General features: G+C 68.8%; 18 protein-coding genes. 10 read left to right on the forward strand and 8 right to left on the reverse strand.

Annotated features, from left to right (window positions below; all coding sequences use genetic code 11):
• Positions 1-86: 86 nt before the first annotated feature.
• Complete coding sequence (locus ACGFX9_RS25045; RefSeq protein WP_393476047.1) at positions 87-2,840, reverse strand: penicillin acylase family protein; 2,754 nt, start codon at positions 2,838-2,840, stop codon at positions 87-89.
• Between the two features lie 214 nt (positions 2,841-3,054).
• On the opposite strand from ACGFX9_RS25045, the gene ACGFX9_RS25050 reads away from it, so the two are divergent.
• From ACGFX9_RS25050 to mscL, 6 genes are all read left to right on the forward strand, one after another.
• Complete coding sequence (locus ACGFX9_RS25050; protein ID WP_393476594.1) at positions 3,055-4,575, forward strand: potassium/proton antiporter; 1,521 nt, start codon at positions 3,055-3,057, stop codon at positions 4,573-4,575.
• 279 nt (positions 4,576-4,854) lie between these two features.
• On the forward strand, positions 4,855-6,120 hold the full coding sequence (locus ACGFX9_RS25055; RefSeq protein WP_393476050.1) for an MFS transporter: 1,266 nt from the start codon (positions 4,855-4,857) through the stop codon (positions 6,118-6,120).
• A 67-nt stretch (positions 6,121-6,187) separates the two neighbouring features.
• Positions 6,188-6,553 carry an FmdB family zinc ribbon protein gene (locus ACGFX9_RS25060; protein ID WP_393476053.1) on the forward strand — a complete coding sequence of 122 codons (366 nt, stop codon included), beginning with the start codon at positions 6,188-6,190 and terminating at the stop codon, positions 6,551-6,553.
• A 96-nt stretch (positions 6,554-6,649) separates the two neighbouring features.
• Positions 6,650-7,501 (forward strand): S-methyl-5'-thioadenosine phosphorylase, encoded by an 852-nt coding sequence (locus tag ACGFX9_RS25065; protein ID WP_393476056.1) that lies wholly within the window; start codon positions 6,650-6,652, stop codon positions 7,499-7,501.
• A 215-nt stretch (positions 7,502-7,716) separates the two neighbouring features.
• On the forward strand, positions 7,717-8,259 hold the full coding sequence (locus tag ACGFX9_RS25070; RefSeq protein WP_393476059.1) for a hypothetical protein: 543 nt from the start codon (positions 7,717-7,719) through the stop codon (positions 8,257-8,259).
• 144 nt (positions 8,260-8,403) lie between these two features.
• On the forward strand, positions 8,404-8,883 hold the full coding sequence (gene mscL / locus ACGFX9_RS25075) for a large conductance mechanosensitive channel protein MscL (RefSeq protein ID WP_393476062.1): 480 nt from the start codon (positions 8,404-8,406) through the stop codon (positions 8,881-8,883).
• A gap of 7 nt (positions 8,884-8,890) precedes the next feature.
• On the opposite strand, the gene ACGFX9_RS25080 is transcribed toward mscL, so the two are convergent.
• The 5 genes from ACGFX9_RS25080 to ACGFX9_RS25100 form a co-directional block, all read right to left on the reverse strand.
• Positions 8,891-9,118: a hypothetical protein gene (locus ACGFX9_RS25080; protein WP_393476065.1), complete on the reverse strand. Its 228-nt coding sequence runs from the start codon at positions 9,116-9,118 to the stop codon at positions 8,891-8,893.
• 40 nt (positions 9,119-9,158) lie between these two features.
• Positions 9,159-10,571 (reverse strand): NarK family nitrate/nitrite MFS transporter, encoded by a 1,413-nt coding sequence (locus tag ACGFX9_RS25085; protein ID WP_393476068.1) that lies wholly within the window; start codon positions 10,569-10,571, stop codon positions 9,159-9,161.
• 84 nt (positions 10,572-10,655) lie between these two features.
• Positions 10,656-11,447 (reverse strand): pyruvate formate-lyase-activating protein, encoded by a 792-nt coding sequence (pflA, locus tag ACGFX9_RS25090; protein WP_393476071.1) that lies wholly within the window; start codon positions 11,445-11,447, stop codon positions 10,656-10,658.
• A gap of 33 nt (positions 11,448-11,480) precedes the next feature.
• A complete protein-coding gene (pflB, locus tag ACGFX9_RS25095) occupies positions 11,481-13,769 on the reverse strand; it encodes a formate C-acetyltransferase (protein WP_393476074.1) in 2,289 nt (762 codons plus the stop codon).
• A 120-nt stretch (positions 13,770-13,889) separates the two neighbouring features.
• On the reverse strand, positions 13,890-15,368 hold the full coding sequence (locus ACGFX9_RS25100) for a NarK family nitrate/nitrite MFS transporter (RefSeq protein WP_393476077.1): 1,479 nt from the start codon (positions 15,366-15,368) through the stop codon (positions 13,890-13,892).
• Between the two features lie 229 nt (positions 15,369-15,597).
• Here ACGFX9_RS25100 and ACGFX9_RS25105 point away from each other — a divergent pair, with 229 nt between their 5' ends.
• From ACGFX9_RS25105 to ACGFX9_RS25120, 4 genes are all read left to right on the forward strand, one after another.
• The gene (locus ACGFX9_RS25105) at positions 15,598-16,809 is read left to right on the forward strand and encodes a low temperature requirement protein A (protein ID WP_393476080.1); all 1,212 of its coding nucleotides are present in this window, start codon (positions 15,598-15,600) and stop codon (positions 16,807-16,809) included.
• A gap of 13 nt (positions 16,810-16,822) precedes the next feature.
• On the forward strand, positions 16,823-17,866 hold the full coding sequence (locus tag ACGFX9_RS25110) for a P1 family peptidase (RefSeq protein WP_393476083.1): 1,044 nt from the start codon (positions 16,823-16,825) through the stop codon (positions 17,864-17,866).
• Between the two features lie 215 nt (positions 17,867-18,081).
• Entirely contained in the window at positions 18,082-19,311 is a 1,230-nt protein-coding gene (locus tag ACGFX9_RS25115) for an Ig-like domain-containing protein (protein ID WP_393476086.1), read from the forward strand.
• A gap of 161 nt (positions 19,312-19,472) precedes the next feature.
• The gene (locus tag ACGFX9_RS25120; protein ID WP_393476089.1) at positions 19,473-20,246 is read left to right on the forward strand and encodes a DUF6227 family protein; all 774 of its coding nucleotides are present in this window, start codon (positions 19,473-19,475) and stop codon (positions 20,244-20,246) included.
• Here the strand turns inward: ACGFX9_RS25120 and ACGFX9_RS25125 are convergent.
• Positions 20,243-20,491: a hypothetical protein gene (locus tag ACGFX9_RS25125; RefSeq protein ID WP_393476092.1), complete on the reverse strand. Its 249-nt coding sequence runs from the start codon at positions 20,489-20,491 to the stop codon at positions 20,243-20,245. The two genes, ACGFX9_RS25120 and ACGFX9_RS25125, sit on opposite strands and share 4 nt — an antisense overlap.
• Positions 20,492-20,619: 128 nt before the next feature.
• Positions 20,620-22,638, reverse strand: a complete 2,019-nt coding sequence (locus ACGFX9_RS25130; protein ID WP_393476095.1) for a fructose-specific PTS transporter subunit EIIC — start codon at positions 22,636-22,638, stop codon at positions 20,620-20,622.
• Between the last annotated feature and the right edge of the window lie 4 nt (positions 22,639-22,642).

Raw genomic sequence — 22,642 nt, forward strand, 5'->3', positions numbered from 1 at the left:
CCACAGATGCTGAGCCCCAGCCACGTGAAAGGGCCCTCCACGCGCGCGTGGAGGGCCCTTTCACCGATCGGTGCGGCTCGTGCGGCTCAGGGCCGCAGCACCAGAGCGTCCTTCGTGTTCTTCTTGACGGCATTCGGTGAGAAGGACCACGGCAGCAGTTCGCCCTTGACCCACTTGCTCGTCTGGTCGGTGTAGTGCGCGCTGTAGGCGTGCCCCGAAGCACCGGTGAGGTTGATCCACTTGGACTTGTCGAGGTCCTCGAGGTTCACCACCATGCGCATCGACGGCACCCACTGCACGCCGTAACCGCCCGCCGCGTTCCACCCGGTGGCGTTGACCGCCGCCTCGCCGCCGCCCAGCTTGAACGGGCCGCGGTTGAGCATGAACTGGAGCCAGCCGGGGCCTTCGACGCCCAGCGTCTGGTTCTTCAGCGTCAGCCGGTGCAGACGGCCCCAGCTCCAGGTGTCGACGTCCTTGCCGAGCTTGGCCGTCAGGTCCCAGCGCGCGTCCTCCATGGCCCGGCCGAACAGCTGGTCGCGGGTCTTGGTCTCGGCGTCGGTGCGGGTCCCCGGCGACTTCCACCAGTCGTTGTCCTCGTCGTCGAGGATCGACCGGATCACTTCGTAGTAGCGGTCGCCGCCATCGGGCTGCGCGGTGGCCGAGTCCCGCTGCCCGCACTCGCGCACCGGTTCGGCCTCGTCGGCGGGGCCGGTGTTCCCGGCCGGCTCGACGCTCAGGCACTGGCCCTTGACCCGCAGCTCCTTGGGCAGCTTGTTGCCGATGGAGAGCTTGAGGATGTTGCGCCAGACCGAGTTGAAGTACGCGGCTGCCGCCGAGTCGGCGTCCTGGGTGTAGTCCCAGCCTTCAAGGAGCTTCTGCGCCTCACGGACGTAGCTGTCCTTGACGTCGATCTTGAGCAGTTTGGGCACCAGCACCTTGGCGATCTCGCTGCTGTTGTCCATCTGCATCGTGCGCATGTCCTCGGTGGAGACCTTCCCACCGTTCTTGGTCTTCGACTGGATCAGATCGGTGATCCGCTGGCTGCGCGCCCCGTAGCCCCAGTCCGCCGTGAGCTTGTACGGGTACTTGTCGCTGATGACGGCCTGGTTGGCGGTCACGATGTAGCCGCGCTTGGGGTCGTACTCGTAGGGCAGCGCGGCCTGCGGGATGTAGCCGGTCCAGCGGTAGTCGGAGTCCCAGCCGGGCGCGGGCAGCGCGCCGTCACCCTTGCCGCGGACCGGGATCTTGCCGGGCGCCTGGTAGCCGATGTGGCCCTTGGTGTCCGCGTAGATCAGGTTCTGCGAGGGCACTTCAAAAGAAGACGCCGCCTTGCGGAACGCCGAGAAGTCCTTCGCCTTGTTGAGCTCGAAGACGGCGTCCATGGACTTGCCCGGCTTGAGCGCGGTCCAGCGCAGCGAGACTCCGTAGCCGTCGCCCCGGTCGGGGGCCGCGCTGTCGACGGTGGCCTTCTTGCCGACCTTCACCAGCTCGTCGTCGCGGTCGGACAGCAGGGGCCCGTTGCCGGTCTCCCGGACGGTGATCTTCTTGGACTTGCCGCCCGCGACCTTGATGGTCTCCACGCGGGACTTGAAGGGCAGCACCTTGTCGTCGTACTCGTAGCCGTCGCCCTCGAACTTCTCGAGGTAGAGGTCGGTGACGTCGGCGCCGAGGTTGGTCATGCCCCAGGCGATCTGCTTGTTGTGGCCGATGACGACACCGGGCATCCCGGCGAAGGTGTAGCCGGAGACGTCGTACTGGCAGTCCTTGTCGACCGCCCGGCAGTGCAGGCCCATCTGGTACCAGACCGACGGCAGCTGCGGTGACAGGTGCGGGTCATTGGCAAGCAGGGGTTTTCCGGTGATCGTGTGGTCGCCTGAGACCACCCAGGAATTGGATCCGATGCCGTTGCCGTTCGGGCCGAGGCCGACGTCGGGGACCTTGTCCAGGACGTCGGAGAGGCCCGACAGCTGGGACTGGAGCCCATCGGGGGCCTGCGTACCGCCCGCGAGACCGGTGCCCGCGGCGCCGCCGCTCTGCGACTGGCTGCCGGTGGCGCTGCCCTTGGCCTCGTACTTCTTGGTGACGCTGTTGTAGGCGCCTTCCTGGACGATCGGCTTGTTACGGTCGTACGGGTACTCCGGGTACAGGTCCTTGATCTGGGACGGGCCGAGGCGGCTGGTCATCAGGGAGCGGTCGATCTCATCCTGCATGTTGCCGCGCAGGTCCCAGGCCATGGCCTTGAGCCAGGCCACGGAGTCGACGGGGGTCCACTCCTGGGGCTTGTAGTCGTTGGTGAAGCCAAGGGCGGCGTACTCCAGGGAGATCGCCTTGCCGTCCTTGCCCTTCAAGTAGGAGTTGACTCCCTTGGCGTACGCCTGGAGGTACTTCTTGGTCTCCGGCGAGAGCTTGGTGTCGTACTCCTTCTGCGCGACGCGGTGCCATCCGAGCGTCCGCAGGAATTCATCCGTCTTTACCTGGCTCTTGCCGAACATCTCGGAGAGCCGACCGGAGGTCGTATGACGGCGTACGTCCATCTCCCAGAAGCGGTCCTGCGCCTGGACGAAGCCCTGTGCCATGAACAGGTCGGCGTCGGACTCGGCGTAGATCTGGGGGATGCCGTTGGCGTCGCGCTTCACGTCGACAGGCCCGGAGAGACCGTCGAGCTTGATCGTTCCCTTGGTCTGCGGGTACGAGGCACGCACCGTACTGATGCTCCAGTACGCGCCATAGCCGATGCCCGCCACGATGGCCAGGACCAGGACGATCACGATGAGTCGGGCTCGGCGCCCCTTCTTCTTGCCGGACTTATGACCGGAAGAGGCGGTGGTATTCGAGGGCATCGCTGTCCTTGCTGTCCTTACGCGAGCGGCAGGGCTGGCTGGGCGGTGGTGGGAGCGCTGGAGCAACCATAGGCGCAGGGCACTGCGGCCTCGGACGCGGAGTCAGGAACGCACATCCCGACGCATCGTATGAGCGTTCGGGAGCGTCAAGGACGCGTTAACAATTAGGTAAGGTAACGAAGTACTTGGCTCGCTCGGAGGAAGGAACCGGCCCCTGACTGTCCACGACCTCAACCAACTCCTGCTCATCTGCTCGCTCGTCCTGCTCGTCGCGGTGGGGGCGGTCCGCATCTCGTCGCGCAGTGGGCTCCCCAGCCTGCTCCTGTACCTCGGCATCGGCATTGCCATGGGCCAGGACGGCATCGGCAACGTCTCCTTCAACAATGCCGAATTGACGCAGGTCATCGGCTATGCGGCGCTCGTCGTGATCCTGGCCGAGGGCGGCCTCGGCACGAAGTGGAAAGAGATCAAGCCCGCGCTGCCCGCGGCCGCCGCCCTCTCCCTGGCGGGCATCGCGGTGAGCGTCGGAGTGACGGCCGCCGGCGCCCACTATCTGGTCGGCCTCGAGTGGCGGCAGGCGCTCATCATCGGCGCGGTGGTCTCGTCGACAGACGCCGCGGCGGTCTTCTCCGTGCTGCGCAAGGTGCCGCTCCCCTCGCGCGTGACGGGCATCCTGGAAGCGGAGTCGGGGTTCAACGACGCCCCTGTGGTGATCCTGGTCGTGGCCTTCTCCACGGCAGGACCTGTAGAGCACTGGTACCTCCTCATCGGCGAGATCGCTCTGGAACTGGCCATCGGGGCGGCGATCGGCATTGCGGTCGGCTGGCTCGGCGCCTACGGCCTGCGGCATGTGGCGCTGCCCGCCTCCGGCCTCTACCCCATCGCCGTGATGGCCATCGCGGTCGCCGCCTACGCGGCCGGAGCCATGGCGCACGGCAGTGGATTCCTCGCCGTCTACCTCGCCTCGATGGTCCTCGGCAACGCGAAGCTGCCGCACTGGCCCGCCACCCGCGGCTTCGCCGAAGGGCTCGGCTGGATCGCGCAGATCGGCATGTTCGTCCTGCTCGGCCTCCTGGTCACCCCGCACGACCTGCTCGACGACACCTGGCCCGCGATCGTCATCGGCCTGGTCCTGACGATGGTGGCCCGGCCCCTGGAAGTCATGCTCAGCCTGCTGCCGTTCCGCATCCCCTGGCAGGAGAAGGCCCTGATGTCCTGGGCAGGGCTGCGCGGCGCCGTGCCCATCATCCTGGCCACGATCCCGATGGTGAACGGCGTCGACGACAGCCAGCGCATCTTCAACATCGTCTTCGTCCTGGTCGTCGTCTACACCCTCATCCAGGGCCCTACGCTGCCGTGGCTGGCCAGGAAGCTGCGTCTGGGCGACGCTTCGGGCCCCGCCGACCTCGGCGTCGAATCGGCGCCCCTGGAGCGGCTTCGCGGCCATCTGCTCTCGGTGTCGATCCCGAAGGGCTCGCGGATGCACGGCGTCGAGGTGGCCGAGCTGCGGATGCCCGCGGGGGCGGCGGTCACGCTCGTCGTCCGCGACGGCGAATCCTTTGTGCCGCTGCCGACGACCGTGCTGCGGCGCGGGGACGAGCTCCTGGTGGTGGCGACCGACCCGGTGCGGGACGCCGCGGAGAATCGGCTGCGCGCCGTCGGGCAGGGCGGAAAGCTCGCCGGATGGCTGGGAACCACTGGCGAGGAGCCGAAAGATCGGCGAAATCGCAGGTGAGGAGCGTTCCACCCTCGGTAATCGCAGGTGATGGGCGCCTCATTGTCGGATTTCACAGGCTTGATGGCCCCATTGCCTGTACGCTGAAGGCACACTTCTTCTGTACCAACTGATCGAACCAACTCTGTCTGAAGCAGAGCTGGCGCCGACCGTATGGCGGCCGCGTGTCCTCGCAGTGGACAACCGGCATCTACCGCAGTTCCGCGCAAGAGGACAGCTCTCGGCACCGTCACCCTGAAAAAGGGGGCCGCGCTACCAGGCAGCAGAAAGGCTTGGGCCGTGGCATCCACGGTCACCTCCCGCCCGGGATACGGACAGCTGCTGCGCACCCGCGGCGCCTGGACGTTTCTCCTGCCCGGCTTCGCGGCACGCCAGCCCTTCGCGATGCTGACCATCTCCATCGTCCTGCTTGTGCAGCACACCACCGGCTCGTACGGCGTCGCGGGCGCCGTATCGGCCGTCACCGGTGTCTCCATGGCGGTGTTCGCCCCCTTCACCGGCAAGCTCGCCGACCGGTTCGGCCAGCGGGCCGTGCTGGTGCCCGGCGTGCTCGTCCACACGGTGTCAGTGCTCTCCCTGACGGTGCTCGCACTGTCGGACGCCCCCTTGTGGGCACTTTTCGTCGCCGCGGTGCCCACGGGCGCCTCGCAGCCGCAGATCAGCCCCATGGTGCGGGCCCGCTGGGGCGTCAAGCTCCAGGACTCCCCGCTGGCGGGCACGGCGGCCGCCTTCGAGTCGGTCACGGACGAGCTGACGTTCGTCCTCGGCCCGCTCTTCGCGACCGCGCTGTGCACCACCATCGACCCGGCCGCCGGACTCTTCACGGAGGCCGGACTCACCCTGGTCGGCGGCCTGCTGTTCGCCGCGCAGAAGAGCACCCAGCCGAAGCCCGCCTCACGCGAGGAGCACGCGCGCGTGGAGCACGTCTCGGCGCTGCGGATCCCCGGAGTGCGCGTTCTGATCGCCACCTTCCTGGGCATCGGCGCCGTCTTCGGCGGCATGCAGGTCTCGCTGGCCGCCTTCACCGAGTCCATCGGCGAACCCGGCCTGAACGGCGTCCTGTACGGCACGTTCGCCGCGGGCAACATGCTCTCCGGGCTCGTCTGCGGCGCCGTCGCCTGGAAGATCGCCCCGCAGCGGCGCCTCCTCGTCGCCTACGCGGCGCTGACGCTGATGGCCGGTGGCCTGCTTGCCGCGCACTCCGTGGTGCTGCTCGCCGGCATCGGACTCCTGGTCGGCGTCTGCATCGCGCCCGCGCTGATCACCGGCTACACGCTGGTGGACCGGCTGGTCGCCCCGACCGGTAGGACCGAGGCGTTCACCTGGCTCACCGGCGCCGTCGCGCTCGGCCAGGCGGCCGCCGTCACGGTGGCCGGACAGCTGGAGGACCGCCTCTGGGACGGCGCCGGCTTCCTGGTGCCGCTCGGCGGTACGGCACTGGCGCTCGCCGTGCTCCTCATCCTGCGCTCCCGGCTCGTTCCGCGGTCCGTCGGACGCACCGTGGCACGTGGCGTCGGTCACCGCGAGCCGGTCACGGTGGACTGATCTCGCGGAATACGTCACTATGGACCGTCGTTAGCACTCATCGAGTGAGAGTGCCAGGAGGAAGCAAGTGCCGACGTACCAGTACCAGTGCACCGAATGCGGCGAGGGCCTCGAGGCGGTGCAGAAGTTCACTGATGACGCCCTGACCGTGTGCCCCAGCTGCGAGGGACGCCTCAAGAAGGTGTTCTCGGCAGTCGGCATCGTCTTCAAGGGCTCCGGTTTCTACCGCAACGACAGCCGCGGCTCGTCGTCGAGCAGCACGCCGTCGCCGGCGTCCGCGTCGAAGTCCTCCGACTCGAAGTCGTCGGACTCCAAGTCGTCCGCGAGCGCTTCGTCGTCCTCCTCGTCGGACTCGAAGTCGTCCGGCTCGTCCTCGGGGTCTTCGTCCAGCTCCTCCAGCTCTTCGAGCTCGTCGAGTTCCTCTGCCGCGTAGGGCACACACCGCCCCGCGTACGTCTTGCTTCCAGGTCCCCGCCGTCCTCCGACGGCGGGGTCTTCGGCGTTCCGGCGCCCGGATACTGTGCTCGCCATGGTGAACACGGCGAACGCGACACGAGCCGAGATCGGTGTCATCGGCGGCTCCGGCTTCTACTCCTTCCTCGACAACGTGACCGAGCTCCAGGTCGACACCCCCTACGGGCCGCCGAGCGACTCCCTCTTCGTCGGTGAGGTCGCCGGGCGGCGGGTCGCGTTCCTGCCCCGGCACGGCCGCGGCCACCATCTGCCGCCGCATCGCATCAACTACCGCGCCAATCTCTGGGCGTTGCGCTCCGTGGGCGTACGTCAGGTGCTCGGCCCGTGTGCGGTGGGCGGGCTGCGGCCCGAGTTCGGGCCGGGGACGCTGCTGGTGCCCGACCAGCTCGTGGACCGCACGAAGTCGCGTACGCAGACGTATTTCGACGGGATCCCGCTGGCGGACGGGAGCATTCCGAACGTCGTGCATGTATCGCTGGCCGACCCCTACTGTCCCGCTGGGCGCAGCGCCGCGCTGAAGGCTGCGCGCGGGCGGGAGTGGGAGCCGGTGGACGGCGGGACGCTCGTGGTCATCGAGGGGCCGCGGTTCTCGACCCGCGCCGAGTCGCGCTGGCATGCGGCGCAGGGCTGGTCGGTGGTGGGCATGACCGGACATCCCGAGGCCGTACTCGCCCGTGAACTCGAGCTCTGTTACACGTCGTTGACGCTGGTCACGGACCTGGACGCGGGGGCGGCGAGCGGCGAGGGCGTCTCGCACGAGGAGGTGCTCCAGGTGTTCGCCGCGAATGTGGGCCGGCTGCGGACTGTGCTGTTCGACGCGGTGGCGGGGCTGCCTGCGGAGAGCGGGCGGGACTGTCTGTGCGCGGGGGCGCTGGGTGGGATGGAGCCGGGGATTCGGTTGCCGTAGGGGGGGGTGCGTGTGGCTTGAGCGGGCATGTGGCTTGAGCGTGCGTGCGGCTTGAGCGTGCATGCGGCTTGGGTGCGGAACTTCCCCTTCGGGTGAGCGAGTTGTCCACAACCGGCGAGTAGTCCACGGGGCTCAGCGGGATTCGGCGCGGGCGCGCATCGTGGGAGCGGAAGCAGCCGAGCTTCTCGACCAACTCTCCGCAGGCGGTGGCCGTCATGGCGCACGTGTACTCAGACATCCCCTCACCTTCTCCTCCCCCGCCCCCTTGCCCCGTGCCGCACTTCTCCCCCGTGCGCGTACGCGGCGGGCACCACCGGCTGCGGCGGCTCCTGCGGCACAGACGGCGCGCCCTGGCCGCGGGGCTCGCGGTGACCGCCGCAGCGCTCGTGGCCGCCGGGCCGCGAGATGCCGAGCGGGTGCGGCCACAGGGGCATCCGGTGGCCGCCGCGCCCTCGCGTGATGCCGGGCGTGGGGGCCGGGCCACCTCTCTGGTGACGGCGCCGGTGCGGATCGCGGACGCGGAGACGGTGCGCCTGCTGCATCGGGGCGACCGGGTCGACGTGGTGGCCGCCGATGGCTCGGCGTCGCGGGTGGTGGCCGCGGGGGCCCGGGTGGCCGAGGTGCCGGAGCCCCACGAGGACGCGGGGCAGAGTGCCGCCGAGGGCGGGGCGTTGGTCGTGCTCTCCGTGCCCCGGGCGACGGCGGCTCGGCTGGCGGGGGCGGGAGCGGGGACGCGCCTGGCGGTGACGTTGTGCTGACTTACCTGGTTCACACCGTGTGCGACTGCACTGACTTGCTGTCGAGTAGCTCAATCGTGTTACCCGATTGGACAGTTCATCCAGGCCCTGACGTAGGTTGCGAAGCTGTCTGTTTCACGACCTGCATGTGCAACGAAAGGCCTCGTGGTGAGCGAGAAGAACGAACCGGGTCTCTGGGAGGGCTTCAAGGCCTTCCTGATGCGAGGCAATGTCATCGACCTCGCGGTCGCGGTGGTCATCGGCGCCGCGTTCACGAACATCGTGAACTCCGTGGTGAAGGGTGTCATCAACCCGCTGGTCGGTGCCTTCGGTACGAAGGATCTCGACCACTACAGCTCGTGCCTGAAGTCCCCGTGCGAGATGAACGCCGCGGGGGAGGTCACCGAGGGCATCCCGATCATGTGGGGCACGGTCCTCAGCGCGACGCTCAGCTTCGTGATCACCGCGGCCGTCGTGTACTTCCTGATGGTGCTGCCGATGGCCAAGTACCTGGCCAGGCAGGCCGCCCGGAAGGCCGAGAAGGAGGGCACGAAGGAGGTCATGGAGCTCACGGAGCTGGAGGTCCTCAAGGAGATCCGCGACGCCCTGGTGGCACAACGCGGATCCGGGCACAGCGAGCGCTAGCGCGAGCTCAGAGGTGGTGGGGCGGCTTCTCGTCGAGGAAGCGCGCCAGGTCGGCGGCGCTGTCGCCGCCGACCGGAGGCCGCTCGCCCCACCCGCGGTCCGTGTCGTCCGAAGACTGCTGCGACAGCGGATCGTCAAAGACCAGGGCGCTCTTCGGCTTCTTCGGCTCCGCGGAGCCCTCGGAGGTCTCCGATTCCTTCGGATCGCGCGGTTCGGGGGCGGGGGCGGTGCTCATGTCTCCAGGGTACGTCCGCGGGGCGCGGCCCCGCCCCCGCTCAGCTCGGTGCCTCGGCGCCCTTGCGGGCGTAGAACCACCAGCAGACGACGAGGCATGTCGCGTAGAAGCCGATGAACAGCCAGAGCGAGCTGGTGACGGCCATGCTCGCGAACATCGCCGGGATGAAGAAGAAGCCGTACGCGGCGATCGCCGCGGAGAAGCCGGTGACCGCGCCCGCCTCCATCTCGGCCTGCTTGAGCGCGGCCTGCTGCGCCTGCGCTCCCTGGCCCTCCACCTGCTTGAGGTGCTGGTCCCGGAAGATCACCGGGATCTGCCGGAACGTCGAGCCGTTGCCGATGCCGGAGAACGCGAAGGCGCAGAGGAAGCCGATGTAGAAGGCCCAGAAGCTGCCCTTGTCGCCACCGGACGGCAGGGCGCTGATCACGACGACCAGCGAGGCGGCCATGCCCACGAAGGACACCATCGTGACCCGGGCGCCGCCGATCTTGTCCGAGAGCCAGCCGCCCGCCCAGCGGGTGAGCGCGCCGATGAAGGGGCCGACCCAGGCGTAGGTGGTGGCCTGGTAGCCGGAGGTGGCGAAGTTGTTCTTGATGAGCAGCGGCAGCCCCGCTGCGAAGCCGATGAACGAGCCGAAGGTGCCGACGTAGAGCCAGGTCATCAGCCAGTTGTGCTTACGCCTGAAGATGATCTTCTGCTGGCTGAAGGGGGCGGCCGCGACCTTCAGGTCGTTCATGAGGAACCAGGAGATCAGGGCCACGATCACCAGGAGCGGCACCCAGAGGAACGCGCCGTTCTGCAGCCACACGTCCTCGTTCTTGACCGTGTCGCGCTGCGGGCCGCCGGCCGGGGCGCCGAGTACGGCCGCCGTGACGACCAGCGGGGCGACGAGCTGGACGACGGAGACGCCGAGGTTGCCGAGGCCGCCGTTGAGACCGTTGGCGCTGCCCTTCTCCCGTTTGGGGAAGAAGAAGCCGATGTTGGCCATCGACGAGGAGAAGTTGGCGCCGCCGATGCCGCAGACGGCGGCGATCAGGGCCAGCTCCCAGTAGGGCGTTTTGGTGTCCTGGAGCGCGAAGCCGAGCCAGAGCATCGGTGCGATCAGGACGATCGTGGAGAGCGCGGTGAACTTCCGCTCGCCGAAGATCGGGCCGATGAACGTGTAGAGGATCCGGAAGGTGCCACCGGTGAGGCCGGGGATGGCCGTCAGCCAGAACAGCTGCGAGGTGGAGAGACCGAAACCGACGTCGTTGAGGCGGACGGCGGTGACCGACCACACCTGCCAGACGACGAAGCCGAGCATCAGCGCCGGGATGGAGACCCACAGGTTGCGGTTGGCGACCTTGTGGCCCACGGACCGCCAGAAGGTGTCGTCCTCGGGCCGCCATTCCTCGATGGTCGAACCGGGGCGGTAGGTGTCGCCCGTCCGACGCCGGCTGGTGGGAGCGCTCATGGAGCCACCGTAGGTACGGCGCCGGGGTGCCGCCCGGCCGCTGGGCCGTTCGGGTGGTTCCGGGCCCTGGCACGGAGGCTTCGCTCAGACCGCGTACAGGCCCTGAGCTGCGAAGATCTCCTTGGCGGCGGCCATCTGTCCGGGGGTGGGCGAGGGGGTGTCACGCAGGGTGAAGCCCTTGCCGAGCGCGTCCCACTTCGCCTCGCCCAGCTTGTGGAAGGGCAGCACGTCGACGCGCGAGACGTTGCCGAGGGACGCGGCGAAGCGGGCGACGCCCTCGATGTTCCGCGGGTCGTCGGTCAGGCCGGGTACGAGGACGAAGCGCACCCAGACGTCCTGTCCGAGGCCGGCAAGGCGACGGGCGAAGTCCAGGGTGGGCCGCAGTGGACGGCCGGTGACCTTCTTGTAGGTCTGGGGGTCGAAGGACTTGATGTCGAGCAGCACGAGGTCGGTGTCACGGAGCATCGCGTCGGTGGCCCGCACGCCGAGGAAGCCGGAGGTGTCGAGGGCGGTGTGCAGGCCCAGTTCGTGCTTGAGGCGGTGCAGCAGTTCGCCGGTGAAGACGGGCTGGAGGAGGGGCTCTCCGCCGCTGACGGTGGCTCCGCCGCCGGCCGCCGCGATGAACCTCGTGTACTTGGCGGCCTCCCCGATCACCTCGTCAGCGGTGGTCCGCTTGCCGTCGCGCATCCGCCAGGTGTCGGGGTTGTGGCAGTACAGGCAGGTCAGCGGGCAGCCCGAGAGGAATGTGACGAAGCGGCTGCCGGGTCCGTCGACGCCGGTGGACAGGTCCCAGGAGTGGACGGTTCCGGTGACGGGGCGCCGGGTGACGGCCGCCGCCGGGGTCACCGGAGTCGCCGTATCGAGCAGGACAGCCATGGCAGGACTCCCGGACTACTGGGCGGAGATGGCTCAGAGGGAGCCGTGGAAGGTGCGGTTGATGACGTCGAGCTGCTGGTCGCGGGTCAGGCGGACGAAGTTGACCGCGTAGCCGGAGACCCGGATGGTCAGCTGCGGGTAGTTCTCCGGGTGCTCCATGGCGTCCTCCAGGGTCGTCTTGTCGAGCACGTTGACGTTCATGTGGAAGCCGTCGCTGGCCATGTAGCCGTCAAGGACTCCGGAGAGGTTGCCGATCCGCTCCTCGGGGGTTCGGCCCAGCGCGTCCGGCGTGATGGTGTTGGTCAGCGAGATGCCGTCCTCGGCGTCGTCGTAGTCGAGCTTGGCGACCGACAGCGCGGAGGCGATGTAGCCGTGCTCGTCGCGGCCGTTCATCGGGTTGGCGCCGGGGGCGAACGGCTCGCCCGCGCGGCGGCCGTCGGGGGTGTTGCCTGTCTTCTTGCCGTAGACGACGTTCGAGGTGATCGTCAGGACGGACTGGGTGTGCACCGCGTTCCGGTAGGCCGGGTGCTTGCGGATCTTGCCCATGAAGTCCGAGACGATGCGCTCCGCGATGTGGTCCGCCCGGTCGTCGTTGTTTCCGTAGGCGGGGTAGTCGCCCTCGATCTCGTAGTCGACCGCGAGGCCCGTGTCGTCGCGGATGACCTTGACCTTGGCGTGCTTGATGGCGGAGAGCGAGTCGGCGGCGACCGAGAGGCCCGCGATGCCGCAGGCCATCGTGCGCAGGATCTCCTGGTCGTGCAGGGCCATCTCGATGCGCTCGTAGGCGTACTTGTCGTGCATGTAGTGGATGACGTTCAGTGCGTGGACGTACGTCTTGGCGAGCCAGCCGAGCATCGCGTCGTAGCGCTCGGCGACGGTGTCGTAGTCCAGGTACTCGCCCTCGATGGGCTCGAAGCCCTCGACGACGCGCTTTCCGGTCTTCTCGTCCCGGCCGCCGTTGATCGCGTAGAGCAGGGCCTTGGCGACGTTGACGCGGGCGCCGAAGAACTGCATCTGCTTGCCGACGGCCATCGCCGAGACACAGCAGGCGATCGCGGTGTCGTCGCCGTACTTGGGGCGCATCAGCTCGTCGGACTCGAACTGGATGGCCGAGGTGTCGATGGCGACCTTGGAGGCGAAGTCCTTGAATCCCTTGGGCAGTTCACGCGTCCAGAAGACGGTGAGGTTCGGCTCGGGGGCCGGGCCCAGGTTGTAGAGGGTCTGCAGGGCGCGGAACGTGGTGCGCGAGACGAGCGGGCGGCCGTCCTCGCCGATGCCGGCCATCGACCAGGTGACCCAGGTGGGGTCGCCGGAGAAGCCCTCGTTGTACTCGGGGGTGCGCAGGAAGCGGACGATGCGGAGCTTGATGACGAAGTCGTCGATGAACTCCTGGGCTTCGGCCTCGGTGATGCGGCCCGCTTCGAGGTCGCGCTGGAGGTAGATGTCGAGGAAGCTGTCGATGCGGCCGATCGACATGGCCGCGCCGTTCTGCTCCTTCACGGCGGCGAGGTAGGCAAAGTACAGCCACTGGACGGCCTCGCGGCCCGTGGTGGCGGGCCCGGAGATGTCGTAGCCGTACGACATCGCCATGGACTTCAGTTCGCCAAGGGCCTTGATCTGCTCGGAGGTCTCCTCGCGGGCACGGATGACGTCCTCGGTGGCCCACTCCTCGCCCAGGCGGCCCTTGTCGGCCTCCTTCGCGGCGATGAGGCGGTCCACTCCGTAGAGGGCGACGCGGCGGTAGTCGCCGATGATGCGGCCGCGGCCGTAGGCGTCGGGCAGTCCGGTGATGATGCCGGAGGAGCGGCAGGCGCGGATCTCGGGCGTGTAGGCGTCGAAGACACCTTCGTTGTGCGTCTTACGGAGGTGCGTGTAGACGTGCTTGACCTCGGGGTCCGCTTCGTAGCCGTAGGCGTTGAGTGCGCCCTCGACCATCCGCCAGCCGCCGTTGGGCATGATGGCGCGGCGCAGCGGGGCGTCGGTCTGCAGGCCGACGATGAGGTCGAGCCGCTGGTCGATGAAGCCGGGCTTGAAGGCGTCGATGCGGGACGGGGTCTTCACGTCCACGTCGTAGATGCCGCGCTCGTTCTCCGTCGGGAACATCGACAGGAGCTTCTGCCAGACCTGGGTGGTGCGTTCGGTCGGGCCGGCGAGGAAGGAGGCGTCACCCTCGTACGGGGTGTAGTTCTGCTGTACGAAGTCGCGGACGTCGATGGCGTCCCGCCACAGACCGCCCTTGAAGCCCTCCCAGGCCTCGCCGTCCCCCATCTCGCTGTCCCGTGCCTGGCCGTGTGCTGTCGTCTCCGTGGGGGTGGCAGTCATGTTCCGCACCTTCCGATTCGCTTCTTCGCTCTGCCTTCATTGCACTGCGGTTCGATCGGTCAAGGGCCCGGCAATGGTCCTCACCCCGCAGCCGGAAGTCCCTTCTTTCCGGTCCTTTCGTCAGCTCGGGGACTCGGCGCCCTTGCGGGCGTAGAACCACCAGCAGACCGCGATGCAGCTGACGTAGAAGGCCACGAAGCCCCACATCGCGCTGGTGACAGCGAAGTTGGCGAACATCGCCGGGATGAAGAAGAAGCCGTACGCGGCGATCGCGGAGGTGAAGCCGGTGACGGCACCCGCCTCCATCTCGGACTGCTTGCGTGCCTTCGCGTACTCGTCCGTGCCCTCCGTCAGGCCCTTCAGATGCTGGTCGCGGAAGATCACCGGGATCTGGCGGAACGTCGAGCCGTTGCCGATGCCCGAGAAGAAGAACGCGCACAGGAAGCAGGCGAGGAATCCCCAGAAGTTGCCGTTGTCGCCGCCGGAGGGCAGGAAGCTGATGACGCCGATGATCGAGAGCGCCATGCCGACGAACGAGATGATGGTGACCCGGGCGCCGCCGATCTTGTCGGCGATCCAGCCGCCGGCCCAGCGTGCGAGCGCGCCCACGGCCGGACCCATCCAGGCGTAGGTCGCCGCGGAGTAGGCCGCGTCGATCGGCGTGAACGTGGTCTTGATGAGCATCGGCAGGGCTGCCGCGAAGCCGATGAAGGAGCCGAACGTGCCGACGTAGAGCCAGGTCATCAGCCAGTTGTGCTTACGCTTGAAGATGATCTTCTGCTGGCTGAAGGGGGTCGACGCGACCTTCAGGTCGTTCTGCCCGAACCACGCGACGGCGGCCAGGATCACCAGGACGGGCACCCACAGGAACGCGGCGTTCTGCAGCCAGACGGCAGTGCCGTCCGCCTTGTGCTGGGCGGAGCCGACCGCGAGGACGGAGCTGGTGATGACGATCGGGGTGACCAGCTGGACGACGGAGACACCGAGGTTGCCGAGGCCGCCGTTGATGCCGGTGGCGTTGCCCTTGTCCTTCTTGGGGAAGAAGAAGCCGATGTTGGCGAGGGACGACGCGAAGTTGGCGCCGCCGACACCGCACAGGGCCGCGATGGCGATCATCACGCCGTACGAGGTGTTCGGGTCCTGGACCGCGATGCCGAGCCAGACCAGCGGGACGACCAGGACGATCGTGGAGAGCGCGGTGAAGCGGCGCTGGCCGATCATCGGGCCGAGGAAGGTGTAGAAGACGCGCGCCGTGCCGCCGGTGATGCCGGGGACGGCCGTCAGCCAGAACAGCTGGGAGGTGGAGAAACCGAAGCCGACGTCCTTCAGGTTGGTCGCCGTGACCGACCACACCTGCCACACGACGAACGCGACGAGGAGCGCGGGGACGGCGATCCACAGGTTGCGGGCGGCGACCTTCTTGCCGGTGGACTTCCAGAAGAGCGCGTTCTCCGGGTCCCAGTCCGTAATGGTCTTGCCGGGGCGGTACTGCGCGGGGTCGTAGGACGGCCCCGGCGCTCCCGGCGCTCTCGGCGGTCCGCTCGGTCCCGTCAGGGCGGCGGTCCGTGTCTCTTCTTCGGCGGCAGGCGATCTCATCATGGTTCCCAGTTCGCTATGGGTCCCGACCTTGCTCCGGGGCCTGACGTATCCAGGCTCGCGTGCGCTGATGTGCGGCGGCAGAGTCGTAGGGCACGGCCTGACCAGCCCAAAGGCACGAGAGTCAGGGGCCCTTCAGACGTCGCCCCCGGCGTGCGGCGCCCCGATGTCACCGCCGGCACTCGGAGTGCCGTAGTCCGCTTCGGCCGAAGCCTTCTGCTGTGCTTGACCCATGACGTCCACACCGGCCCCGGAGCCGACACCGGGCCCACCTCTCCCAGCTCCACTGCGGCCCCTGCGCCCTCTGCACCCGCGCGGGCGCGACGAAGCGCATCGGGCCGCGACCCCGCTGGAGCTCTTCTTCGACCTCTGCTTCGTCGTGGCGGTCGCGCAGGCCGGGGCCGAGCTCGTGCACGCCATCGCCGAGGGGCATGCGGGCGAAGGCGTGCTCAACTACGCGATGGTGTTCTTCGCGCTGTTCTGGGCGTGGGTCAACTTCTCGTGGTTCGCGTCGGCGTACGACAACGACGACGTGCTCTACCGGGTCGTCACGCTCGTACAGATCGCCGGTGTGCTCGTCTTCGCCGCCGGTGTCTCCAAGGGGTTCGAGGAGCACGACTTCCTTCTCATCTGGCTCGGCTACCTGATCATGCGGGTCGCGCTCACCACCCAGTGGCTGCGCGTCGCCAAGACGGCCACGGGCGCCGAGCGCACCACCGCGCTGCGGTACGCGTTCGGGGTGCTGGTCTGTCAGATCGGCTGGTCGGGGCTGCTGTTCCTGCCCGAGGGCGGCCGGGCCTGGCTGTTCCTCGCGATGGCGATCGTGGAGATGTGCGTGCCGGTGTACGCGGAGCGGGCGTACACGACAGCCTGGCACCCGCACCACATCTCGGAGCGGTACGGCCTGTTCACGATCATCGTGCTCGGCGAGACGATCGCGGCGGCGACCATCGCGGTGAAGTCGGGCATCGACGAGCACGACGCGCTCGGCGAGCTGCTGCCCATCGCGGTGGGTGGCCTGCTGATGGTCTTCGCCGCCTGGTGGATCTACTTCGTCGTGCCCGTCCACGGCCGCCTGAGCGGCAACCGGCAGGCGTTCTTGTGGGGTTACGGCCACTACGTCATCCTCGGGGCCGCCGCCGCGATCGGCGCCGGGATCGAGGTCGCGGTCGAGGAGGCCGTCGGCAAGTCGCACATCTCGACGCTCGCGGCATCGGCGGCCGTGACCGTACCGATGGCGCTGTATCTCCTCACGGTCTGGCTGCTGCACTCCCGCTACTACAAGGTGGGTATCGCGCAGCAACTCGTTCTGCCGACGGCCGCGTTGGCGACCCTCGCCAGTACGTTCGCCGGGAGCTGGGCCGTCCTGGTCGCGGGGCTCGTCGCGGCGGCCACCGTCGCGACCGGCGTCACACTCACCAGCCGGATGGCCCGCCATGCGTGATACGCAGTTCGCCATGACTTCCGACTCCCTCACCGACGTACCCGGCCTCCGTGTGGGCCACGCGACGCTCGATGCCCCGGCTCACGCGGGGCACCTCACCGGCACCACCGTCGTGCTCGCCCCGGCGGGCGGCGCCGTGGCGGCCGTGGATGTACGGGGCGGCGGCCCCGGCACCCGTGAGACCGACGCCCTGGACCCCCGCAATCTGGTGCAGCGCGTCGAGGCCGTCGTACTGACCGGCGGCAGCGCGTACGGCCTGGAAGCAGCGACCGGCGTGATGGCGTGGCTGGAGGAGCAGCACCGCGGTGTGCGCGTCGGCCCTGATCCCTCCCACGTCGTCCCCGTGGTCCCGGCCGCCTGTGTCTTCGACCTCGGCCGCGGCGGCGACTTCAGGGCCCGCCCCGACGCCACGACGGGTCGCGCCGCGGTGGAGGCCGCCGCGGCCACCGAGCCCTTCACCCCCGTCGAGACGGGCAACGTCGGCGCGGGCACGGGCGCCGTGGTGGGCAAAGTCAAGGGCGGTATCGGCAGCGCGAGCGTCAGGCTGGACTCGGGCATCACGGTCGCGGCCCTGGTCGTGGCGAACGCCGCGGGCTCCGGGGTCGATCCGGGGACGGGCGCGCTGTACGGGCAGTACTTCGAGGGGCGGCGGATGACCTACCCCGCCCCCGACGTCCACGAGGCGGCCACGCGTCGGCTCGCCGAAGCCGCGGCCAAGAGCGGGCCTCCGCCGTTGAACACCACCCTCGCCGTGGTCGCCACGGACGCCGAACTCACCAAGGCCCAGGCGCAGAAGCTCGCCGGTACGTCGCATGACGGCATGGCGCGTGCCGTGCGCCCCGTCCACCTCCTGAACGACGGGGACACCGTCTTCGCCCTCGCGACCGGTGAGCGCCCTCTGCCGGAAGCGGCGCGGAACCCGCTCGCCCTGAACGAGATCCTCGCGGCGGGCGCGGACATGGTGACCACGGCGATCGTCCGCGCTCTCCTCGCTGCGGAGTCCGTGGCGACGCCGGGCGGCAGCTTCCCCTCGTACCGCGACCTCTACGACGAGTAGCCCGCAAGCAAAGCCCAAAGGCTCCTCCCAGAGTCGCCTCAGGGAAATCTCAGGAAGAACAACTACAAATGGCCGCAGAACACAGCCCGTTGGGCCGTCGGCGGGCCATGACCCTGTGCCCGCCCTCACATCAAGCGGAAGGAACCTTTCCGCCTGTAGGCAGCTCTTAACTCTTACTGGATCAGAACGCGCACTTCGCACAAGTACGCACAAAGATGGAGCAGCCCGTGACAACGTCGCACATAGCCGAGCCCCGGCGACGCACCCTCCTGGCGGCAGCCACGCTCGCCGCCGTGGGCGCACTCACCCTCACGGCCTGCGGCGGCGACACGGACGCCAACGGCGACGGCAAGAACGGCGATTCCGCGCCCAAGGGCGCCACCATCACCATCTCGGCGAAGGACGGCTCGACCGGTGCCTCCATCAACGCCACGGGTGTCAGGGTCAAGGGCGGCAAGCTCACCGACGTGAAGATGACGCTGGTCTCGACCGGCGCCGCCGTCGACGGCACGCTCTCCGGCGACGGCAGCAGCTGGAAGCCCAAGTCCCAGCTGGAGCGCGGCATGAAGTACAAGATCACGGCCGACGCCAAGGACAGCAAGGGCAAGGAAGCGACCGAGAACTCGATCTTCACCACCGTCTCGAAGGACAACAGCTTCATCGGCAGTTACACCCCCGACGGTGGCACGAAGGTCGGCGTCGGCATGCCGGTCTCGTTCAACTTCGACAAGGCGATCACCGAGAAGCAGTCCGTCCAGTCGCACATCAAGGTCACCTCCGACAGCGGCCAGAAGGTCGTGGGCCACTGGTTCGGCAACCAGCGCCTCGACTTCAGGCCCGAGGAGTACTGGAAGGCCGGCTCCAAGGTCACCATGAAGATCGACCTGGAGGGCGTGAAGGGCGCGGACGGCGCCACCGGCGTGCAGAACAAGACCGTCAGTTTCACCGTCGGCCGCGCGCAGGTCTCCACGGTCGACGTCGGCGCCAAGAAGATGACGGTCGAGCGGGACGGCAAGGTCGTCAAGACCATCCCGATCTCCGCGGGCAGCCCGTCGAATCCCACGTACAACGGGAAAATGGTGATCTCCGAGAAGTTCACCCAGACCCGTATGAACGGCGACACGGTCGGCTTCGGCGGTGAGTACGACATCAAGGACGTCCCGCACGCGATGCGCCTCTCGTCCTCCGGCACCTTCATCCACGGCAACTACTGGGGCTCGCCCTCGATCTTCGGCAGCTCCAACACCAGCCACGGCTGCGTCGGCCTCCAGGACGCGCAGGGCGCGGGCGACTCCAGCACGCCGGGCGCGTGGTTCTACGAGAACTCCCTCATCGGCGACGTCGTGACGGTCAAGGGCTCCCCGGACGAGACCGTCGCCCCGGACAACGGCCTCAACGGCTGGAACATGTCCTGGAGCCAGTGGACCGCGGGCAGCGCGGGCTGACCGCGAGTAACACCGCGGGGCCCCTCACCAGGCCCAACACCGCGAGCCGCACGGGAACTTGCCGTGCGGCTCGTGCGTTTTCCAGTTCCCGGGCATGATGTCCGACACAGGGGCTACGGTATGCACTCACCAGGTGACATGCAGCAACGCCGGGAGAAACCTTGAGCGTTCCGTACGAGTACGAGACGGCGTACGAATCCACCCAGTCGCCCGCACACGAATCTCCGCAGGAGCATCTTGAGCGGCTTCTTCGCCGCGCCATGAACTCCTTCGACCTGCCGGACGAGACGATAGGGCGCCTGGAGTCGGCTCTCGCGTACGACAGTTCGCTGCACTCCGCTCACCACAGCGCGGGTCTGCACCGCGAGACCTACCGGCATACGTGGCTGCTCGCCGACGCCGGCGCGCTCACCCTCTGGGAGCTCGTGCACAACACAGGCCCCGGCAGCCACGCCCAGTACGAGCTGTACGCGGACGAGGAAGAGGCCGGCGTCGCCACCTCCCGCCTGCCGCTCCCGCCCGACACCCCCGCCTCCGTCTGTGAGCAGCCCACCGTGCTCCAGCTCTCGGTCGAGGACGAGCCCCGGCATTCGTACGTCCCCGACGACTCGGCGGACCACGGGCGACGGCTGCTGCGCCGCGCGGAGAACACGGCCGACGCGGGCCGCCCCGGCGAGGACATCGGGCGGCTGCTGCGCTCGGCGTTCGCGCACCAGATCACACAGGCCTTCGGCCGCCCCGGCCTGGCGGGCGAGGCCCGGCTCAGCTTCTCGCTCTACGAGCACGCGTTCCTGCTCTTCGACGGCAGCGAGCTCAGCCTGTGGGAGGTCGAGCACACGGTCACGCCCGACAAGCGGCACAGGTGCGAGGTGTACGTCACCGAGGAAGCGGCCCGCGCGGCGATGGAGCAGCGGGCGAAGCGAGTGAGCGGCTAAGAGCGGCCGAACTCCCGTACGAGCCCGGCGAAGGCGACCCGCTCGTCCGCCGTCAGCTCGACCGTCTCGGCGCGCGGCGGTCCCGACTGCGCGGGCAGTGCGGCCAGCGTCTGAGCCTGGCGCCAGACGTCGACGTCGAACCGGTCACGCCGCAGCACCCGCACCAGGCCCACGGCCCAGACGACGGTCGCCACGGCGAGTACGGCCACGCCTATCTGCTGGAGGATCGAGACATTCTGGAGCATGCCGCACAGTAGACAACACGGTCCGGGGCCAAAGACAGAGGGGTTGTGGGACTTACGTCCCGAAGTGACGCATGTCGCACAACCCCTCACATAGAGCCATAGATCCATAGAGCCCGAATCGTCGGGGCTCAGACAGCCGCCGTCGCCACCCGCTTCTCCGTCACGGCCTCCTCGGCCGTGACGGCGTTCTCCGAAGGCGGCGTCTTCCGGGCGCCCTTGAGCAGGATGACCGCCACGGTCGAGACGCCGACACCGGCGGCGATCGCCACCAGGTAGAGCAGCGGCTGGCCGATGAGCGGCACCACGAAGATGCCGCCGTGCGGGGCCCGCAGCGTGCAGCCGAAGGCCATCGACAGGGCGCCGGTGACCGCGCCGCCCGCCATGGAGGCGGGGATCACCCGCAGCGGGTCGGCCGCGGCGAACGGGATGGCGCCCTCCGTGATGAAGGAGGCGCCCAGGAACCAGGCGGCCTTGCCGTTCTCGCGCTCGGTCTTGGTGAAGAGACGGCCGCGGACCGTGGTCGCCAGAGCCATGGCGAGCGGCGGGACCATACCGGCCGCCATCACCGCGGCCATGACCTTGAGGCTGCCCTCGGTCGGGTTGGCGAGGCCGCCGACGGCGAAGGCGTACGCCACCTTGTTGAGCGGGCCGCCGAGGTCGAAGCACATCATCAGGCCGAGGATGACGCCCAGGATGATGGCGTTGGCGCCGGTCAGGCCCTCCAGCCAGTCGGTGAGCGCGCTCTGCAGCGAGGCGATGGGCTTCCCGATGACGAGGAACATCAGGAAGCCGACGATGGCGGACGAGATCAGCGGGATCACGACCACCGGCATGATGCCGCGAAGCACGGCCGGGATCTTCACGCGCTGGATGCCCATGACGACCGCACCGGCGATCAAGCCCGCCGCGAGGCCGCCGAGGAAGCCCGCGTTGATGGTGACGGCGACGGAACCGCCGACGAAGCCGGGTACGAGTCCTGGCCGGTCGGCCATTCCGTACGCGATGTAGCCCGCGAGGACCGGCACCAGGAACGCGAAGGCGAGCCCGCCGATCTGGAAGAGGAGCGCGGCCCAGCTGGTGGTGTCCGTCCACACGAAGTGCTCGGCCACGGACGGGGCCTTGTCGATCTTCCAGCCGCCGATGGCGAAGCCGAGTGCGATGAGGAGGCCGCCGGCGGCGACGAACGGGACCATGTAACTGACGCCGGACATCAGCCACTTGCGCAGCTTGGTGCCGTAGCCGTCGCCGCTCTCGCCCGCGTCGTCCACGGGGCTGGCCTTGGCCCCCGCCCCGGAGGTGATCTCGCCGCGGGCTGCCTTCTCGCGCACCTCCGCGATGAGGGCGGCGGGCCTGCTGATGCCTGCCTTCACCCCGACGTCGACCGTGGGCTTACCGGCGAAGCGGTCCTTGTCCCGTACGGGGACGTCGTGGGCGAAGATGACCGCGTCGGCGGTGGCGATGGCTGCCGGGTCGAGGCGGGTGAAGCCTGCTGAGCCCTGGGTCTCGACGACCAGTTCCACGCCTGCCTCGCGGGCGGCGTTCTCCAGGGACTCGGCTGCCATGTAGGTGTGCGCGATGCCCGTGGGGCAGGAGGTGACCGCCACGATGCGGAACGGCTCCGCCGGGGCAGGGTCGTCTTCCGGCTGCGGGTCGGTGGGGTCTTCTGCCGCGCTGCGCGCGGCTTGTTCCCCGCCCGCCCGCTCATTACCCCGGATCAGGTCCGCAGCCGTCTCCGCGTCCTCCGCCGCCCGCAGCGCTGTCGTGAACTCCGCGTCCATCAGCTGACGTGCCAGCGACGACAGGATCGTCAGGTGCGCGTCGTCCGCGCCCGCCGGGGCGGCGATCAGGAAGATGAGGTCGGCCGGTCCGTCCGGCGCCCCGAAGTCGATGCCGTCCGCCGAGCGGCCGAAGGCCAGGGTCGGCTCGGTGACGTGGGTGCTGCGGCAGTGCGGGATGCCGATGCCGCCGTCGAGGCCGGTCGGCATCTGGGCCTCGCGGGCCGCCACATCGGCGAGGAACCCGTCCAGATCGGTCACCCGGCCCAGGGCGACCATGCGCTCGGCGAGGGCACGGGCCGCCGCTTCCTTGGTTCCGGCGGACCGGTCGATTTCGAGGTCGACCAGTTCCGCGGTGATCATCTCGCTCATCGCG

Origin of the sequence: Streptomyces sp. NPDC048436, assembly GCF_043200355.1 — a bacterium.
In the GTDB taxonomy this organism is placed as follows: domain Bacteria; phylum Actinomycetota; class Actinomycetes; order Streptomycetales; family Streptomycetaceae; genus Streptomyces.

Coding starts and splice junctions, on each gene's coding strand:
- ACGFX9_RS25045 (WP_393476047.1), bottom strand. CDS start 2,840: ATGCCCTCGAATACCACCGCCTCTTCCGGTCATAAGTCCGGCAAGAAG.
- ACGFX9_RS25065 (WP_393476056.1), top strand. CDS start 6,650: ATGGTGAACACGGCGAACGCGACACGAGCCGAGATCGGTGTCATCGGC.
- ACGFX9_RS25070 (WP_393476059.1), top strand. CDS start 7,717: ATGGCGCACGTGTACTCAGACATCCCCTCACCTTCTCCTCCCCCGCCC.
- ACGFX9_RS25080 (WP_393476065.1), bottom strand. CDS start 9,118: ATGAGCACCGCCCCCGCCCCCGAACCGCGCGATCCGAAGGAATCGGAG.
- ACGFX9_RS25085 (WP_393476068.1), bottom strand. CDS start 10,571: ATGAGCGCTCCCACCAGCCGGCGTCGGACGGGCGACACCTACCGCCCC.
- pflA (WP_393476071.1), bottom strand. CDS start 11,447: ATGGCTGTCCTGCTCGATACGGCGACTCCGGTGACCCCGGCGGCGGCC.
- pflB (WP_393476074.1), bottom strand. CDS start 13,769: ATGACTGCCACCCCCACGGAGACGACAGCACACGGCCAGGCACGGGAC.
- ACGFX9_RS25100 (WP_393476077.1), bottom strand. CDS start 15,368: ATGATGAGATCGCCTGCCGCCGAAGAAGAGACACGGACCGCCGCCCTG.
- ACGFX9_RS25105 (WP_393476080.1), top strand. CDS start 15,598: ATGACGTCCACACCGGCCCCGGAGCCGACACCGGGCCCACCTCTCCCA.
- ACGFX9_RS25110 (WP_393476083.1), top strand. CDS start 16,823: ATGACTTCCGACTCCCTCACCGACGTACCCGGCCTCCGTGTGGGCCAC.
- ACGFX9_RS25115 (WP_393476086.1), top strand. CDS start 18,082: ATGGAGCAGCCCGTGACAACGTCGCACATAGCCGAGCCCCGGCGACGC.
- ACGFX9_RS25125 (WP_393476092.1), bottom strand. CDS start 20,491: ATGCTCCAGAATGTCTCGATCCTCCAGCAGATAGGCGTGGCCGTACTC.
- ACGFX9_RS25130 (WP_393476095.1), bottom strand. CDS start 22,638: ATGAGCGAGATGATCACCGCGGAACTGGTCGACCTCGAAATCGACCGG.